The 16,682-nt window shown below is 50.3% G+C and carries 14 protein-coding genes and 1 pseudogene; 1 reads left to right on the top strand and 14 read right to left on the bottom strand.

Features of this window, described 5'->3' with window-relative positions; all coding sequences use genetic code 11:
• Positions 1-35: 35 nt before the first annotated feature.
• The 8 genes and pseudogenes from EDM58_RS26000 to EDM58_RS07070 all read right to left on the bottom strand — a co-directional run.
• Positions 36-791 (bottom strand): annotated as a pseudogene (locus EDM58_RS26000) (ABC transporter ATP-binding protein); the annotation flags it as partial.
• Complete coding sequence (locus EDM58_RS07100; RefSeq protein WP_122912710.1) at positions 788-1,801, bottom strand: branched-chain amino acid ABC transporter permease; 1,014 nt, start codon at positions 1,799-1,801, stop codon at positions 788-790. The gene EDM58_RS07100 and the pseudogene EDM58_RS26000, both read right to left, overlap by 4 nt.
• A gap of 15 nt (positions 1,802-1,816) precedes the next feature.
• The gene (locus tag EDM58_RS07095) at positions 1,817-2,695 is read right to left on the bottom strand and encodes a branched-chain amino acid ABC transporter permease (RefSeq protein ID WP_122912709.1); all 879 of its coding nucleotides are present in this window, start codon (positions 2,693-2,695) and stop codon (positions 1,817-1,819) included.
• A gap of 11 nt (positions 2,696-2,706) precedes the next feature.
• Positions 2,707-3,894: an ABC transporter substrate-binding protein gene (locus EDM58_RS07090; protein ID WP_122912708.1), complete on the bottom strand. Its 1,188-nt coding sequence runs from the start codon at positions 3,892-3,894 to the stop codon at positions 2,707-2,709.
• 244 nt (positions 3,895-4,138) lie between these two features.
• The gene (locus EDM58_RS07085; RefSeq protein ID WP_122912707.1) at positions 4,139-4,471 is read right to left on the bottom strand and encodes a DUF3870 domain-containing protein; all 333 of its coding nucleotides are present in this window, start codon (positions 4,469-4,471) and stop codon (positions 4,139-4,141) included.
• Between the two features lie 184 nt (positions 4,472-4,655).
• Entirely contained in the window at positions 4,656-5,780 is a 1,125-nt protein-coding gene (locus EDM58_RS07080) for a tyramine oxidase subunit B (protein WP_122912706.1), read from the bottom strand.
• 27 nt (positions 5,781-5,807) lie between these two features.
• Positions 5,808-7,166 carry a sodium/glutamate symporter gene (locus EDM58_RS07075; RefSeq protein ID WP_122912705.1) on the bottom strand — a complete coding sequence of 453 codons (1,359 nt, stop codon included), beginning with the start codon at positions 7,164-7,166 and terminating at the stop codon, positions 5,808-5,810.
• Between the two features lie 162 nt (positions 7,167-7,328).
• Positions 7,329-9,161 (bottom strand): sigma 54-interacting transcriptional regulator, encoded by a 1,833-nt coding sequence (locus tag EDM58_RS07070; protein ID WP_122912704.1) that lies wholly within the window; start codon positions 9,159-9,161, stop codon positions 7,329-7,331.
• Positions 9,162-9,661: 500 nt separating this feature from the next.
• On the opposite strand from EDM58_RS07070, the gene EDM58_RS07065 reads away from it, so the two are divergent.
• The gene (locus EDM58_RS07065; RefSeq protein WP_425455603.1) at positions 9,662-11,146 is read left to right on the top strand and encodes an IS1182 family transposase; all 1,485 of its coding nucleotides are present in this window, start codon (positions 9,662-9,664) and stop codon (positions 11,144-11,146) included.
• A 131-nt stretch (positions 11,147-11,277) separates the two neighbouring features.
• Here EDM58_RS07065 and serC read toward each other — a convergent pair whose 3' ends face one another.
• The 6 genes from serC to EDM58_RS07035 form a co-directional block, all read right to left on the bottom strand.
• Positions 11,278-12,372: a 3-phosphoserine/phosphohydroxythreonine transaminase gene (gene serC, locus EDM58_RS07060; protein WP_023554239.1), complete on the bottom strand. Its 1,095-nt coding sequence runs from the start codon at positions 12,370-12,372 to the stop codon at positions 11,278-11,280.
• A gap of 187 nt (positions 12,373-12,559) precedes the next feature.
• Positions 12,560-13,864, bottom strand: coding sequence for an acetamidase/formamidase family protein (locus tag EDM58_RS07055; RefSeq protein WP_122912702.1), 1,305 nt, complete (start codon positions 13,862-13,864; stop codon positions 12,560-12,562).
• Positions 13,865-13,960: 96 nt separating this feature from the next.
• Positions 13,961-14,701: an oxygen-insensitive NADPH nitroreductase gene (gene nfsA / locus EDM58_RS07050; RefSeq protein ID WP_122912701.1), complete on the bottom strand. Its 741-nt coding sequence runs from the start codon at positions 14,699-14,701 to the stop codon at positions 13,961-13,963.
• 14 nt (positions 14,702-14,715) lie between these two features.
• Positions 14,716-15,423 carry a VOC family protein gene (locus EDM58_RS07045; RefSeq protein ID WP_122912700.1) on the bottom strand — a complete coding sequence of 236 codons (708 nt, stop codon included), beginning with the start codon at positions 15,421-15,423 and terminating at the stop codon, positions 14,716-14,718.
• A gap of 133 nt (positions 15,424-15,556) precedes the next feature.
• Complete coding sequence (locus tag EDM58_RS07040) at positions 15,557-15,817, bottom strand: DUF2573 family protein (protein WP_122912699.1); 261 nt, start codon at positions 15,815-15,817, stop codon at positions 15,557-15,559.
• A gap of 87 nt (positions 15,818-15,904) precedes the next feature.
• Positions 15,905-16,591 (bottom strand): YjjG family noncanonical pyrimidine nucleotidase, encoded by a 687-nt coding sequence (locus EDM58_RS07035; protein WP_122912698.1) that lies wholly within the window; start codon positions 16,589-16,591, stop codon positions 15,905-15,907.
• Positions 16,592-16,682: the final 91 nt, after the last annotated feature.

Raw genomic sequence — 16,682 nt, 5'->3', positions numbered from 1 at the left:
CTTTCGGGAGCTTCGTATTGCTTTTTGACGTCTCGTCCCAGATAGGCTTCGATGACACGTTCATTGCTGCGCACTTCGTCAGGTTTGCCCTCCGCAATTTTGCTGCCAAAATCAAGAACGATGATATGGTCGGAAATCTCCATCACCGTCGACAGATCATGCTCGATGAGGAAGATGGTCAGGCCGTCCTTCTTCAGCTTCTGAATCAGTGCGACCATCCCTTTGACTTCCTCCCGGCTCAAGCCAGACAGCGGTTCATCCAGCAAAAGCAGCTTCGGTCGGAGGGCCAGAGCACGCGCCACCTCGAGCAGACGCTGTTCCCCGAAGGACAGATCATTGGCCAAAACCTCCGCCCGATCCGTCAAACCGACCAGCTCCAGCATGTCGAGCGCCAGCTTTTGAGCCTGTTCCTCGTCCGCTCTGATCCCGGGCAGGCGAAGCATCGAGGACAAGACGTTGGGCTTTCTCGTCTCCTTTGCTGCCACCATGATATTCTCCAGCACACTCAGATTGGTGAATATTTGCAGGTTTTGAAAGGTTCTTGCGATGCCCAGCTCGGCGATCTTATGCGGTTTGAGATGGTTGATCCTCTCACCGTTGTACCGGACCTCTCCCGCATCTGGCGTGTACATCCCGGTAATGCAGTTGAAGGTAGATGTTTTGCCTGCCCCATTGGGACCGATCAGCGCAACGACCTTGCCTTTTTCCACTTGAAACGTATTGTTGTTGACAGCGATGACTCCGCCAAAGCTCTTGGTGACGTCTTGAAATTCCAATAAAGCCTCCGTCATTTCGCATTCACCTGCACGTTCGACTTTCTTTTATGAAACATTCCCATGATTCCATTCGGCAAATAGACCATGATGGCTACCAGCAGCCCGCCGAAAAAAATCACCTCAATCGCTCCGCCAGAACTGGAATCCTGCAGCAGCAGCGGCACGTATTGCCGCAGCGCCTCTACCAGCAGCGTAACGACGACGACTCCAACCAAAGAGCCCCAGATCGAGACCAGTCCGCCCAAGACCGCCATAATGACGAATTTGATCGACATGTCAAAGTTAAAGACGGCTGGACTGATAAAGCTCATGTAGCAGGCGTACAACCCGCCGCTCAGACCTGCGAAAAGAGCGCTGATCACAAATGCTTGCAGCCGATACCGTCCTGTATGGATCCCCATCGATTCCGATGCTGCCTGGCTGGCATGCATGGAACGCAGATTTCGGCCCCAGCCGGAATGGACGAGATTCCTGCACAAAAACAGGCCTAACAGGGCGATTGCCCAGACGAAGTAATACCATGCCGTATCACCGGAAAGGGACATCGAACCAAATGAAAGCCCGGGTATCCCCGACAGGCCGGAGGATCCTCCCGTCCATTCGCTCTCCTCAATCAGGACGATATTCAGTACAATTCCGAAGCCTAGTGTGGCGAGGGAAAAATAGTGCCCATTCAGATTTCGCGTGATCCAGCCCAGTCCGTACGCAAGCAAGCCTGAAAGGAGCATCCCCAGAACAATTCCCAGCCAGGGACTGATCCCGAATGAAACGGCCATGACGCCCGTGGCATAGGCCCCCACTCCCCAAAATGCAGCTTGAGCCAGGGAGACCAATCCGGCGAAGCCCATCAACAGACTGACGCCGACAGTCGTGATGCAATAAATTCCAATGATCACTAGCACACTGGTCAGGTACGAGTTGACCATCAGAGGCAAGGTTGCCGCAACGATGATACCCAGGAGCAGCAATCCCCATCTTTTCACTCCGATTGCTGCAGGTTTGTAAACTTGCACGATTCGTTCCACGTAGGACTCTCCCCCTTACACCCGTTTTCCACTTTTGGCTCCGACAATTCCCTGCGGGCGGAAGACGAGAACCAGGAGCAAGATCAAGAACGCGATCGCATCCTTGTATCCGGAGGAAATCAAGCCTGCCCCCAAGGATTCAGCCAGCCCGAGCAGCAATCCGCCGATCACCGCTCCGGGAATGTTGACCAGGCCGCCGATGGTCGCCGCGACAAAGCCTTTGAGTCCGATCATCATGCCCATGTCATAGGTAGCCAATGATACAGGCGCAATGGCCACTCCCACGATTCCTGCTAAAGCAGCTCCGAGGCCAAATGCCAGTAGGGCCATGCGATTCGGAGAAATTCCCATTAACCGGCTTACTTCGCGATTCATCATGCAGGCACGCAGTGCGGAACCCGTCATCGTTTTTTCAAAGAACAAGTAGAGAAGGACCATGCTGACCAGCGTGATGCCGGCGATAAAAAAATCTTGTCGCGGGACGTAGGCTCCCAGCAAGTGGACAGGCTCGCCCGAGAGAAAAGCCGGCAAAGTCAATGGGTTGCTGCCGAAAGTGATCTGGGAGATCCCCCGCAGAGCGGTAGAGATACCGATCGTAATGATGATCAACACCACTTCGCTGCTGAATCGCGCCGGATGCAAAGCGATTTTTTGGATGATTGCCCCTACAGCCGCTGCTACCAATATCGCAACGATGCAAGCAAGCCAAAGCGGGCATCCCGCCGACACGAGCGTTGCAGCGCTCATCGCCCCCACCATGACAAATTCTCCTTGGGCGAAATTGATCACTCCGTTTACGTTGTAGATCGTGACGAAACCGACAGAGATCAGCGCGTAGATTCCGCCCACGGTAAGCCCCGATACGATTAATTGAATCAAGTCCGCTCCAGACATTCTCGATCCTCCTATTTCGCGATCACCCATTTGCCATTTTGAACCTGCAGGATGATGACATCCTCCGGTTTCAGACCTGTATGATCATTCGGGCTCATGTTGAAGATTCCAGTAGCCCCTACTAACCCTTGAATCTTTTCGAGATTGTCACGGATGGATTGGCGTGTTACATGTTCTCCGGACATCTCGATTGCTTTGGTCACGAGCAGTGCGGCATCGTATGCCATTCCGTCGATTGGACTCACACCTGTTTGGAAGCTGCTCTCATAATCCTTGACGTATTTGGTCAACAACGCTTGTTGCGGATCGCTGCTTTCGAGCTGATCGGCCACCCATACCTTCCCGGAGGCGATATAGGTTCCCTCTGCTGCTTCTTTCCCCGCCAGATCGATAAAGGCATTGGCACCGGCACCTGCGCTGTAGATCAACATTTGATCCATTTTCAACTCCCAAAAATTGCGATTCACGATGGAAGCAGATGGCGGAATGGCCCACACGATGATGGCATCTGGATTTTTGGCTTTGATGTTGGTCAGTTGGGGCTTCATGTCCTTGTCACCTGCGCCGAATTTTTCGGCGGCGATGATCGCGATGCCCTCTTCCTTCGCTAGTGCTTCGAAGGCTTGTCTGCCGCTTTCTCCATACGCATTGTTCATAGACAGGAATGCGACCGACGTTTTTCCTTTTTGCTTCAGGAAAGACACGATGCTTTTTGCAATGTCCTGGTTGTTGCTTGGCGTTTTAAAAATCCACTCCCGTTCGTTCACCGGACTTGTAATCCCATCACCAGACCCGACGGATACGAGCGGTACCTGCTGCTGGGTTACGTACGGTACGATGGGCATGGTCGTGGGAGTTGTACCGCCCCCTATAATGGCCAATACCTGATCCTGCTCCACCATTTTCTTTGCGACGATCAATGCCTGTGTCTCACTGGATTCGTTGTCGTAGACGACGAGCTCGATCGGTACGCCGTTGATGCCGCCTTTTTCGTTTATCTCCTTTACGAGCATCTCGATTGCATTCTTTTGCGGGACACCCCAGACGGATGAGCCCCCGGTCAACTCCAGATCCACCCCAATCTTATACGTTGCTCCCGCTGCTCCCCCCTCTGTCTTTACCGTCGAGCTGCCGCATCCCATTAAGCTGGCGACAAGTGCTAGACTCAGCCATATTCCCAACCTTTTGCGAAGCTTCATGCGAATCCCCCTTTGTTTTTGACAATAAAAAAACCAGCAGCAATCGAAAGCGAATATGGAGCCCAGATTGCGGTGCTCCTTCGCTTTTGATTTCTACTGGTGTTTTATCCACTTGCTAGGAACAGGTTTTCAGGCCGATTCCCCGTAGATAAGCCAGTGCTTTCGCATTGTTTTTTTCTCTTGCTGGTATTTTAGCAAGCTGTGACAAAAATGTAAACGCTTATATTTGTAAAAGTATCTATTTTCAATTAATTTCGTGCATATCGCAGTATCGTTCATAAGCAGCTCGCAGCGCTTGAATAATGGCTCTTTGCGGCGGCACCAGAAAACGTTCCTCGATGTCTTGCACAATCTCTTGTATCCCGTTTTCAACAGACTTTCCCCTGACCATGGACGAAATAAAATCATTGGTCACTCCCATAACGAAGGTAAAGGACGCATCCACGATGATCTTCGTATCCCTATCGATCACCAGTACACAACCGACGACTTTCTGAATTTCATACAAGGTCGTCCCCTTCGGAAGTTGTGCAAATCCTGCGACCAAAACATTTTTTGTATTTGATCCCCAATTCATCGATCGATCCACCCTTACACAAGTAGTCTTTTGGACCTTAAGAAAGTCCTGGTTGAATTTGTATTATAAATTCTAATTCCTTTTTTTACAATTTGCCAGCTTGCCAGAAACGTTTTTCTCCACAAAAAAACCTCGACTTCGCCGCCTCTTGCGACTCCATCGAGGATTTAACGATCTATCGTGGTTAAGACCAGTGGGCACGTTCCCACAAATTCAGCTTTTGACCAATCCCTTTCGCCAAGGCTTCCCGATAGACGGCATACCCCCAAGCGACATCATAGATCGGCATGCCCCCTGTAACGAACAAGATCCGCTCTGCATCATCCGTTCTGCCTTGTACGTTGCCCAATACGATGTCCCCGAGATTCAGGATATCTTGATGCTTCGCTCTGCCTTGGTCAATTAATTGCAGCAGCTGTCCGGTAGGGGTCCATTCCGTAATGCTAGCCATGCCTTTGGGGTGTTCCTTGGCATCATTCATCCATGACTGGTGCATTTTCCAGTTATCTGCCACGATTTTGCTTTCCAAATAGGTCGAATCATCCAGATCAGCCGTCCCTGTCAACGTTACTAGACATCCGGGCTTCAGCCAGTCTTTTTCAATTTTCACTTTCGTGTGACCAGAAGTAGCCACACTGATTATGTCAGCGGGAGCGACGGCCTCCTCCATACTGCTGACAGCAATTACATTCAGGTTGAGTTGTTCGCTCATCTCGTTTGCAAACGCCTCTGCTTTTTCCAAAAACAAGTCATAGACTCTTACTTCCTTTAGCTGCTTCTGCGTTTCGGCAATAGCTTTCAGACACGCTCTGCTGATCACCCCAGCCCCCAGAATGCCCGCCACCTCTGAACCGCTTCTCGCGAGGTATTTCGCCGCAACCCCGGGAACCGCGCCTGTTCGCATCGCGCTGATCAGATTGCCCGACATATAGGCAAGCGGCTGCCCTGTGTCCGGATCATTCAGCGTAACCATCAGGATGGATCGAGGAAAGCCCCGCTTCGTATTTTCTATATTGGAGCCGTACCACTTGTCTCCGCAGACGTGGAATTCTCCTCCTACATAGGCGATCATCGACATGAAGCGGCGATCAGGACCCGCTACCGGCATCCTCGGCGTGCGCTGTTCCTCAGGAAACCAGAGCATGATGCCATGCTCATTCTCCCGCGGACCTCCCATCAGATAGTCGCCTTTCCCCAGCAAGACAAATGTCTTCTCGATGGTCTCCACGCATTTTTCCATATTCAATACCCCGGCCTGGATGACATCCGGTTCGGACAAGTACAAAAAATCGATCCGTGTATCAGACATGCTCAATCCCTCCCTGATTTATCTGATTTAGAAATTTTTCTCCGTTCCCAAACGTCCTGTTTGGCGATGGAAACGATTCATGTTGGTCACAACCAGCAGCGCAATACCGACCAGAATCGTGATGCTGGTAAACAGCCAGTGCTGACCATTGATGATCAACAGCGGTGACAGCGTAACGACAGCAATCTCTACCGGAGCCATCGGAATATAGGCGAGGGCAAAATCGTCGAGCGTCTTGCTTTTCAGATCCGGGTCGACGATGCGCAACAGTGCGATGGACATCGCAGTCGTTCCTGTCGCCCATCCCCAGGAAAAGATGCAGCGTTCAAACCAGTATTCCTTGAAATAGCGAGGGCCCAGCACCTTGAAGAAGAAAAAGCAGTACAAAAGCCCAAAAATAAACAGCAAGGTCAATGGGGCAGCGTACTTCAAGACAACGGGCAGCTTGATGGATGCGACGCCAAAAGCCACCAGGATATCAGTAGCACTTCCACTGACGCGATTCACCATTTTTTTGTCGACATAGCGGTCCGATTTGGTCCACTCCATGATCTTCATGCAGAGCAAGGCGGCGAGAAAGGCACAGCAAAATGCAGGAATGCTCAGCTGAGGGAACCATTGCGAACCCAACGTGCTCAAGTAATAGCCCGCTGCTGCCGTCAGCCCTACCAAAGTCACATGAAACGCGAGCGGGTCTATGGAAATCGAGGAGACTGTTCCTTCCCCGACAGATTGGCGATTTTCCTCCGGGACAAGTCCCGTCTTCAGCTCCTTGGGAAGCTGCGAAAAGTCGGTTATAAACCCCGTATGCCCGTTTCTCGTTCCCCATTTAATGAGAATCAGTCCGCCCACGATAGCGCTTACAATCCCGACCGTAGCGGATGTCATGGCGAGAGAAGCCGCTTCATCCCAACCAAGACCGTCAAAAGCCTGCCCGATCGCAGCAGCAGTACCGTGCCCCCCTGCAAAGCCGCTTGCCAGCATCAAGCCAAATCCGGTGTGCAAATCGCCCCAGAACAAATTGAGTATCAAGAGGCCAAACAGCATGCCGCCGCCCCACTGCATGAGCATGAGCGCTTGGGAATACCCCCACATTTTCCCTACCCGTCTGGTGACGGATCTGAAGGGCACCTTTTCAGAACTGAACGGCAAGGATGCAAATACGAAGGCGATCAGAATGCTTGGATAGGTTCCGATCAAACTGGAAAACGGCAAGAGTTCAAGGCCGTTCGGACCGAAAGTGAGACCGAGTATTCCGGCAATGAGACCGGCAGGCAGGAACAGCTCCTGTACCACCTTTACTTTTGCCCTTAGAATCACCCCTATCAAGAACAAAATCGACATAACACCTAAGTCCGTAACGATTGTCCAAGGCGAAAAATTCATACTGAGCCTCCTTATCTCCCTAGATGGATCAGACCTCTCTACGCGTATTTTCGGGCCCCCCTCCTTTCTGGCAGATTTGTATGTGCAAATCGCATGCCAAAAGATTAAGGGCTTCATAAAGCGGACTTTTCTCGTATTCATTTCTCAAAATAAGAAAAATGTTCATTTTGATAAGCGATGATTCTCAATTTGATAATGGCGAATTTTACGGTACAACGTCGGCAAGCTGATCCCGAGCTGTCGGGCGATCCGCTTTTTGTCGGTGGTGGAGGTGCCCCACTCGGCAAGCAGATGTGTAATTTGCCTTTTTTCATATTCCTGTTTGCTCAGGATGCTTTGTTCCAGTGGAAAGGGGTGGTCGGGGGTTTCGAGGTGTTCGACGATGGTGTGATCCTGCAAGTTATTTTTTATCGCGGAAGGGAGCTGTGACAGGCGTAGAATGGTTTCGTCCGGATGAGACAGATTGATCGCATATTCGATACTGTTTTCCAGTTCGCGGATATTGCCGGGCCAATGGTAGGCTTCCATCGCCAGGCGCGCTTCTTCGGACAAGGCTTGGATATTGCGCTCCAGCAAAACGGAATACCGTCTGATAAAATGCTGCGCCAACGGTACAATATCCATTTTTCGTTCGCGAAGAGGCGGAATCTGGATGGGGATCACATGCAGCCGATAATAAAGATCTTGGCGAAACGTCCCTTCTGCAACCATTTGCTCCAGGTTGTTGTTCGTGGCGGCAATCACTCTGACATCGATCGGAATCGCTTCCGTTCCGCCTACTTTGTCAATTTCCTTCGTCTGCAAAACCCGCAACAGCTTGACCTGCAGATAAAGCGGCATCGTTCCGATTTCGTCTAGAAAGATCGTTCCCTTGTTCGCAAGTTCAAATTTTCCCGGCTTTCCTTTGGCATGTGCCCCTGTAAAAGCCCCCTTTTCATAGCCAAACAGCTCGCTCTCAATCAATGCCTCCGGGATCGCCCCGCAATTGATCGCAATAAACGGATGCTTGGAACGCGGGCTTTCTTCATGGATCGCCCGGGCGAACATTTCCTTGCCGGTTCCGCTCTCACCCGTGATCAGCACCGTAGAGTTGCTCTGTGCGATGCGGGAAGCAATTGTCTTGATATGTTGCATGTGCGGCGTCTCACAAATAATCTCCTGGAAGGTAATCTGTCGATTCGGAGTCGCGAAGTCAAACGCAAGCTGCTTCATGTTCTCATAATCGACGATCGAGACCACGGCACCAGTGACTGCATCATCGGCTGTCACCGGCTTGATGTCTGCAATGTAGCGGTATCCCTTCCCGTTGACCTTGGCCGCCAGCTCATAGCTTTTGAACTCCTTGGCATTCAATGTCTCAGCCAGCGGAAAATCCGGGAAAACTGACGTCACCAGCATGCCTTCCATCGCGGCCGCCTGTTCCGAGCCTCGAAGCATTTGTTCCGCTAGCGAGTTTGCCTGTCGGATTCTTCCCTCCTGATCAATGGAGAGCACGCCGTTGGAGATCGTGTTGATCAAGGTCAACAGAGCGCTGTTCACGCGTATTTGCTCTTCGTAAAGCTCTTGTTCGGCAATTTTGGAGGTCATCAATTCCGCCATCCTGTTTAGAAACTCGATGAGACCCGTCTGGTTTTGCTGGAGCACCTGCATCCGTTGCTGATCGTAGGCGACGACGTTAATCGTGCCGATCGTCCGGTTTTTGTAGAGAATGGGCACGATGATGCCCCCTGTATACGTGCATTTGCCATATCCTTGGCAGGCCAAGCAAAAATCTTCTTGCCCGGGCTGATGAATGACGATAGGTTCCGTATTTTGTAAAACATGCCGGGTGACCGTCCCGTAAGCCATCGCTGCCCCTATCTTCTTTTTGGCAGAACCAGTAGCCGCGATCCGTTTCACCTCCGCGTCGATAATTTCCACATCCATTTGAAAAGCTGCTTTTATGGCTTCCGCAACCTCTTGTGCAACCGAGACTATCTTCCGCAGATCGCTCATCGTTCTCCTCCGTTTTTTCAGATTATTCACACTCAATCATACCAAAAATCGTGGGATAGGCAGGTTGGGGTCGCTTCTCCTGGTGCAAAAAAAAAAAAGACCCTTGTAATAGAGAGCCCTGCAAAAGTCCACCTACTATCTGTAAACTGAATCCCCAGTGCTTTTAGGTACTGGGGATTCATGTGTCGTGAATGTAGCTGTAGTGGGGAGAAGCATGTTTCCGATCTGCGCTACGGTCTACGTCCCGCAAGGGAGTTAAACTGTCCGCTCCACAGCGATCCTGGGGGAAGCGCAAAACGGCGCGCAGCTCCGGAGTTTATTCATAGGTTGCGCTTCTGTTTCCCCGGGCTTCGCTGTTCCGCTAGGCTGGACTCCGCCAATCGCTCCGCCTGGAAACCTGCTTCTCCTCCGAAACAGTAGGTTTTCAAAGGCTGAACCCCAGTGCCCTTAGACATTGATGTTTGTTGTACAATGAGAAGAAAACGAAAGAGTGGGAACCATTGCTACAGCCCTCTAAACAAATGACGGCATCTTTCCATGCCGAATTATACAAACTGATTCCCGAGGATCACCCATTACGAAAAATCAATGAAATCGTAGATTTCACGTTTATTCATGACTTAGTTCGTTCCTCTTATTGTGAGCATTACGGAAGACCTGCTAACGAACCAGAACTCCTGTTTCGTTTGCTGTTTTTACAAGTTCTCTACAATCTTTCGGATGAACGCATCATTCAGGAAACGCAGGTAAACCTCGCTTACAAGTGGTTTTTAGGTGTAAATCCGGAGGATAACCTTCCTGACCCCTCCCAACTGTCTCGCTTTCGTAATCATCGATTAGGAGCAGGAGCCGTGGATGAGGTGCTCAAATCAGTTGTGCGTCAGTGCATCGAAAAAGGTCTTGTGAAGTCAAAGACGATCATCATGGACTCCACCCATACACTGGCAGCTTCGCAAAAACAAAAGCCACTTGAAGTACTTCGAGATGCGGCGAAGCGCCTGTTCCGTGTTGTGGTGAAAAAGCATCCCAAGCTTGAGAAGAAACTCCCGAAGTTACCGGGGTTGAGGAAAGATCAAGAGGATGCCGAGAAGATCATGCTTCAGTACCTGGCTAATCTTGGGGAAACTGTTGAGTTGTTGTTGCCGGATCATGAAGGTTCCATCTCGGAGAAAGTTCGAATCGCCAAGGCCATCGTGGAAGACGAGCGTCTCCTTGCCAATAAAGGCATTATGTCGGCCATTGATCCGGATGCACGCTTTGGATGGAAGAGCAATACAAAATCCTTTTTTGGCTACAAAGAACATATCGCCATGACAGAAGAAGAGATCATTACGGCTGTGGAAGTTACTGGAGGAAGTTCGGATGACGGCAAACAATTCAAAGAACTTTTGAATCAAACCTTGGACGCAGGTATAGAAGTACATGAAGTGATTGCTGACACTGCATATTCGGGTAAAGATAATTTGGAAGAGATGAAAAGTAAGCAGATTCAACCCGTCGTACCACTTAACCCGATCGTACATAACGGAGGGCTTAGACAAGAAGGTTTTGAATACAACAAGGATGCAGACTTTGTTATTTGTCCGGCAGGACAACACAGTATTCGAAAAGCTGTCCAAGGAAGCAAGCAAAGTGGCAATAGTCGTTCTCTTGTTTTCTATTTCGATACCGAGAAATGCAAGGCGTGCCCGCTTAAGGAAGGATGCTTCAAGCCAGGAGCGAAGAGCAAAACCTATTCCATTCGGATTGTGGCGGAACATTACCAAGAGCAAATCGAGTTTGAGAACAACGATACGTTCAAGGAACGTATTTGTCGCAGACCGATTATTGAACATAAAAATGCGGAACTAAAAAGGTATCATGGGATGACCAAGGCTAAGTACCGTGGTCTCTTTCGCATGCGAATACAGGCCATACTTACGACTTTCGTCGTAAATGTAAAACGGATGATAAAATTAACAGAGAAAATGCAGTCCGCCTCCTGAGGGAGATTGAACTGCATTTTTTCGTTATTGCCCTCTTTTTTACACAATTCAATGGGGTTACTCGAGTTGCAAGCTCCAACAAGGGGATTTTGCAGAGCTCTCGTAATAGGGTCTTTTCCGCATGGCTTGCATTAGCTGTGTTTTGCCTGGAATTGTACCATAAACTGGCTCAGTGCTTTGCAAGCCTCGTAAGGAACTGCGTTGTAGGCAGATGCCCGGCAACCTCCGACAGAACGGTGGCCGTTGAGCCCGACAAAGCCTTCTTTTTTCGCTTCTGCGAGGAATTGCTTCTCCAACGCTTCATCTTTGACACGGAACGTGATATTCATCAGAGAGCGGCTTTCCGGTTCTGCGTGACCATAGTAGAACCCGTTGCTTGCATCGATCGCATCATAGATCAGCTTCGCTTTTTCTTCATTGCGCTTGGTCAGCTCAGCCAAACCGCCTGTCTCCTGTACCCAGTTCAGCACTTCTCCCAGCAAGTAGATGCCGAAGGTCGGAGGCGTGTTGTACAGGGAGTTGTTTTTGGCGTAGATGCCGTATTGGAGCATCGTCGGAATGTTGGTGTTGGCCTTTTCCAACAAGTCTTTGCGCAGTATCACCACGGTGACACCGGATGGACCGAGGTTTTTCTGTGCCCCAGCGTAGATCATCGCAAACTGGTTCACATCGATCGGTTTGCTGAGAATATCGCTGGACATGTCTGCGATCAGTGGAACGCTGCCTGTATCCGGGAACTCTCTCCATTGCGTACCAAAAATCGTGTTGTTGGATGTCAAATGAACGTAAGCATCGGATTCCTGGAACTTGATGTCTTCCAGTTTGGGAATGTAGCGGTAGTTGCTGTCTTTGGAGCTTGCAGCATGATACGGCTCCCCAAAGAGTTTCGCCTCGCCAAAAGCCTTCTCCGACCAAGCTCCTGTCATGATATAAGCAGCCGTTTTGCCCGGTTGCAAGAAATTCATCGGCACCATGGAGAACTGCATGCTGCCTCCGCCTTGCACGAACAAAACCTCATAGTCATCAGAGATGGACAGCAAATCTTTCAATCGTGCGATCGCCTGATTGTGAACCTCTTCATACACGTCGCCGCGATGGCTTAATTCCATGACAGACATGCCGGTTCCCCGGAAGTCCAAAAGCTCTTGTTGCGCTTTCTCCAGCACGGCCAAAGGCAGCGCAGAAGGTCCAGCATTGAAATTGTAGGCACGGTTTCCCTGATTCACCGCTCTCACTCCTCAATTATCTCTTTTTATGACAATAAAAAATGCATGTACTCCAGCACCTTTCTATTGTACCTAGAAATCCGGATATTTGCAGTAGAAGAAAGTGAAAAAATGAAAATCTTTTGCCAAAAAAGGAACGAGAGAGATTTTTTTACCGCTCCCGTTCGTATTATCGCTGATTTCCTGTTCAGGCATACTGCTCCGCAACCAGATCAAGAATTCCGATCTTCTCCAGCAAATGCGTGGGGGCAAGAAACGTAACCGTCACCACGCCTGGATGCCGACCAATTTGGATCGAGCCTGTAATCGTCGCCCGGTTCAAGACTTCGGGGACCGTCAGCCCAAGCACCTGTGCAGCACGAGACAATCCATTCTCTGTCGCTTCGTTCAAATTGGCACCCGTGCCGATAAAAGAAACGGGCAGCGAATCTTCGATGGCATCCAGCTTCCAGCCTTTGGCGTAATCTCGCGCTTTGGCTTTCTCCTCGGGAGTGAACGGTTTCGCCAGATAAGGCAAATCCTCTTCTACGGGCAATAGAATCGGGCCATCCAGCTTCAATCCGGGAATGACATGCACCTGCAAGGTCACAATGCCTGCCACGTCAGTAGTGTGTCCCGCGATCTCTCCATCTCCCTGCATGGCGTGCATGTCTCCGAGATAGACTCCGCCTCCCGGTACCTTCACCGGACAAATCAAGATGGCATCCTGTCTGACGCGGTTAATATCCATATGTCCATCCGTCTTGTGGGTCGACAGTTCCTCTTTGGTCAATGCGTATTCATGCGGGGCGTCGATCAAGAAGGAACCAAAATCCCCGGCATTATGCGAATCGGGCATCGCTTTGGAAGGGGTGGTACCCAACTGGCCCAGGAACGGACGGACACGGGCTACGACCCCTACCAGATCGTGAGGAGCAAAAGCAACGATTGGATTTTGTATCGATGCTTCTGGGGTATTCATATAATAGCGGCCGTTTTCTGCGATTTTTTCTGCCGCTTCTTTGGGCAATGTCACGCCAAATTCTTTCTTGTCGTTAAAAGCGATGGTATAGCCATTGGTAAACGTGAATGGTGTCGTGTCTGCTCCGCATTCAGAGCAGCGTATCGATTCTGGTCCGATGCCGTCGATTCTGGTCTCGGGGTAAAGCTTCCCGCAGCCCGGACATTTTGCAGCGACAAAAGGATCTCCCAAGAACCTGCCTTCCATGGTTCGCTCATTTCCAGAAGCCGTCACCATAGAGGTCACTTCGATGGATTTGATCCGAATCGCAATCGCGTCCCCGACATTGGCACCTTCCACGTAGACTGGCTGCGTTACTTCATGGCCGCCACGCAGCGCTGGCGTAATCATCGGGCCCCAGCACCCTGGTGTCGTATTGGCGACGATGTACCCGCCATCCCGGACGGGACCTAGCATGGGCTGGGCTGGATCAAGAATGCCATTGATAAAGCTGTTCACATATACCGTTTGCTGGGCAACTGTCTTTTTCATAGCCATCGCTCCTTAATTACGGTGAAATGCTTACAACTCTATTATAGCGCTGATTTTACCAGATAGAATGATAGGGATGCTGGGAATGTGCAATCGTTACTCCAAACGGAAACCTTGCCCCTGCACAAACTCCTTCATATGTACTCTGCGAGGCTTGTTCACGTAGTGGGCCATTTGCTTGGTCCAGCCGTCGGTTTGTTTGCCTTTGGTGCGGCGTTCGTAATAAGCAGCGGAAATTTCCTCGTACTCCTGCAAAGCTTCACGTATTCCGTCTGTATCATACTGCTCTTCATGGACGTATGCGCGCATCGGGAGGCGCGGCTTTTGCTCGATATCCTGCGCCGGATAGCCCAAGCACATGCCCATGATCGGGTACGTCAAAGGCGGCAGCCCCAGTAGCTCAGCGACCTCCCTCGGATTGTTGCGGATTCCCCCGATCATTACCCCTCCCAGACCGTAGGAACGGGCCGCGAGCAAGACATTCTCCGCTGCCAACGCCGTATCCACCGCCGCTACGAGAAAGCTTTCGACGCCTTCCGCAGCGATCGTTTCCCCATTCATCTCACAGGCCTGCTGCAGCTTGTAGAAATCGGCGCAAAAAACGAGAAATACCGGACATTCCTCTACCCACTGCTGGCCGCCCGCCAGAACGGCTAATTGCTGTTTTTTCTCACGTGAGCGGACGACGATGACGCTGTAGGCTTGGACATTATGGGAAGACGGAGCCCATTGCCCGCAGGTCAGGATGTCGGTGAGAATTTCTCCGTCGATCGGCTCCTCCGTATATTTGCGAATGGATCGATGTGATTGAATCAAGCGGGTGACTTCTGTCGACATGATTGCCTCCTTATTCAGGGATGATATGGTTTTCTACCTATCATAACCGAATAAGGAGTTTGCGGAACACAAATCTCTTGAACTTTTTCACCGAGAATCGTGATGCGAACAGGTGATGCCGTTGCCTCGCGCTGTGTTCCAAACCAAACCCGCCCTTCCTGGACGAAAATGAACAAGCCTTCCTGATCACCAACTGGAGCAAATGTTTGCGTCGGCGGCCTCCAGGGAACGATACCAAGCTCTTTCTGCACGAAGGAAAGCATGTTCGGGACATCGGCTACGGGCAAGCCGATTTCATCGATCCCGAGCACCTGTCCGATGTGAAAAGCGTCTTGCTGTTGGTTCTGTAGATCATGGCGGGCAATCATCTCTACAATGTTTTGATCCGGGTCCAGGAAATAGAAGGAATGGGCATTCCAGTGGGGAAAATGAACTTCTGATGAAACGGTGCCATCTTCTTCTGGAAACAACACCAAGGGGACCCTGTTCTCCATCCACGTTCTCGCCTCGTCGTATTTATTTTCCGGAATCGAGAAGGCGAAATGGTAAAAAGGGGCAACGCTGTCCGGCTCCATTCGAGTAAAACGAACACTTGTATGGCCTGCTTGAAACGCAAAATGATCATCCGATTGCTCTGTCTGAAGAAAACCCAGAAGCTCCGTGTAAAAATGCTTCATTTCGTCCATTCGATTGGCTTGAAAATCAACTCCGATGAACTTCATTCCGATCCCCTCCCTTTTCTTTTAACGTTACCTGATTATTCATACTTTGTAAATGATTAAGTTTATTAAATTGCTCAAGCAGTGCCTGCAATGAAAAAAGCCACTCGTTAACGAGTGGCTGCTGCACGATGTCCTAATGCTTTTGATTTTTCGTTTGATTCCATTGCTTGATCTGCTCAATCATGCCTCTGATTTGATCGCGCGCTTCGGCATGCTCGGGTTCGCTCGCCCAATGCTGCACGAGTGGCGGCATCGCTTTTGACATATGCGAATACAGGCACCAGATCTTGACCATTTCCACGCGTTCCGGCGTTGCCTCTCCCGTTAACAGCTCGGTAAACTTGTACAGCAGCTGATCCAGTTCCGGGATTGGCGTCAGTTTCTTTTCGTCCACGAGATGACCTCCTTCTTTCCTATCGGTCCTTATTTCTTCGTTCATTGTATCCAATCTGGTCAACAGAAGAAAGGATTTTGCCGCACGCTATTCAGCTACGATGCGCAAAAGATCCGTCAGCTTGGAAATTTCGTATGTCGGGCTGATGTCTGTTTCATTTTTCTTTTGCCGCGGGTTAAACCAGCACGTATCGATTCCGTAGCGATTGCCTCCCAAAATATCCGAGGTTAGCGAATCGCCGATCATCAGAACGCGCTCCCGGCGGGTGATGCCCAGTTTGGCAAAAGCATAATCGAAAATTTCCTTCTGTGGCTTCTGATAGCCTGTTTCTTCGGAAATAATGATCTGTTCAAACATCTGCGATAGCGGCGAATGGGAAATTCTCGAGATTTGAACCTCCCGGAATCCGTTGGTAATGATCGCCAGCCGTTGTGTAGAGAGCGCCTGACACAATTCCTCTGCTCCCTCGATCAGAAAGGCTCCTTCTCCCAAAAACTGCAGGTAGGCGTCCCCAAAAGCTTCCGGCTGATGTGGAAGCTGATATTTGTTAAACAATCGTTTAAATCTTTCTACTCGCAGCTCGGCTAAGGTGATTTCTCCTCGCTCCATTTCCCCCCAAATCTCTTTGCCGATCTCTTTGTAGAAGGCTGTATATTCGTCTGCCCTGTCCAGCATATCAAAGGCCGTATACACTTTTTGCAATGCGTATTGCTGTGCCCGCTGAAAGTCAAATAGCGTATCGTCCGCGTCGAATAATAGGATATCGTATCTCATCAGGTCCTCCCCATCGTTGTCGATCTCGTCTGACTTCTTTGCCCTTTGATCATTGTAAATCATTCTCGCCGTTTCGCAAGTACAACCGCCG

It is taken from the genome of Brevibacillus panacihumi, assembly GCF_003710985.1.
GTDB classification, from domain to species: domain Bacteria; phylum Bacillota; class Bacilli; order Brevibacillales; family Brevibacillaceae; genus Brevibacillus; species Brevibacillus panacihumi.
Note: the sequence above shows the minus strand (reverse complement) of the source record. Positions and strands in the feature narration are given on the sequence as shown.

Excerpts from the sequence above, each read along its gene's own strand:
- EDM58_RS07095 (WP_122912709.1), bottom strand. The coding sequence starts at position 2,695 with ATGTCTGGAGCGGACTTGATTCAATTAATCGTATCGGGGCTTACCGTG.
- EDM58_RS07090 (WP_122912708.1), bottom strand. The coding sequence starts at position 3,894 with ATGAAGCTTCGCAAAAGGTTGGGAATATGGCTGAGTCTAGCACTTGTC.
- EDM58_RS07085 (WP_122912707.1), bottom strand. The coding sequence starts at position 4,471 with ATGAATTGGGGATCAAATACAAAAAATGTTTTGGTCGCAGGATTTGCA.
- EDM58_RS07080 (WP_122912706.1), bottom strand. The coding sequence starts at position 5,780 with ATGTCTGATACACGGATCGATTTTTTGTACTTGTCCGAACCGGATGTC.
- EDM58_RS07075 (WP_122912705.1), bottom strand. The coding sequence starts at position 7,166 with ATGAATTTTTCGCCTTGGACAATCGTTACGGACTTAGGTGTTATGTCG.
- EDM58_RS07070 (WP_122912704.1), bottom strand. The coding sequence starts at position 9,161 with ATGAGCGATCTGCGGAAGATAGTCTCGGTTGCACAAGAGGTTGCGGAA.
- EDM58_RS07055 (WP_122912702.1), bottom strand. The coding sequence starts at position 13,864 with ATGAAAAAGACAGTTGCCCAGCAAACGGTATATGTGAACAGCTTTATC.
- nfsA (WP_122912701.1), bottom strand. The coding sequence starts at position 14,701 with ATGTCGACAGAAGTCACCCGCTTGATTCAATCACATCGATCCATTCGC.
- EDM58_RS07045 (WP_122912700.1), bottom strand. The coding sequence starts at position 15,423 with ATGAAGTTCATCGGAGTTGATTTTCAAGCCAATCGAATGGACGAAATG.
- EDM58_RS07035 (WP_122912698.1), bottom strand. The coding sequence starts at position 16,591 with ATGAGATACGATATCCTATTATTCGACGCGGACGATACGCTATTTGAC.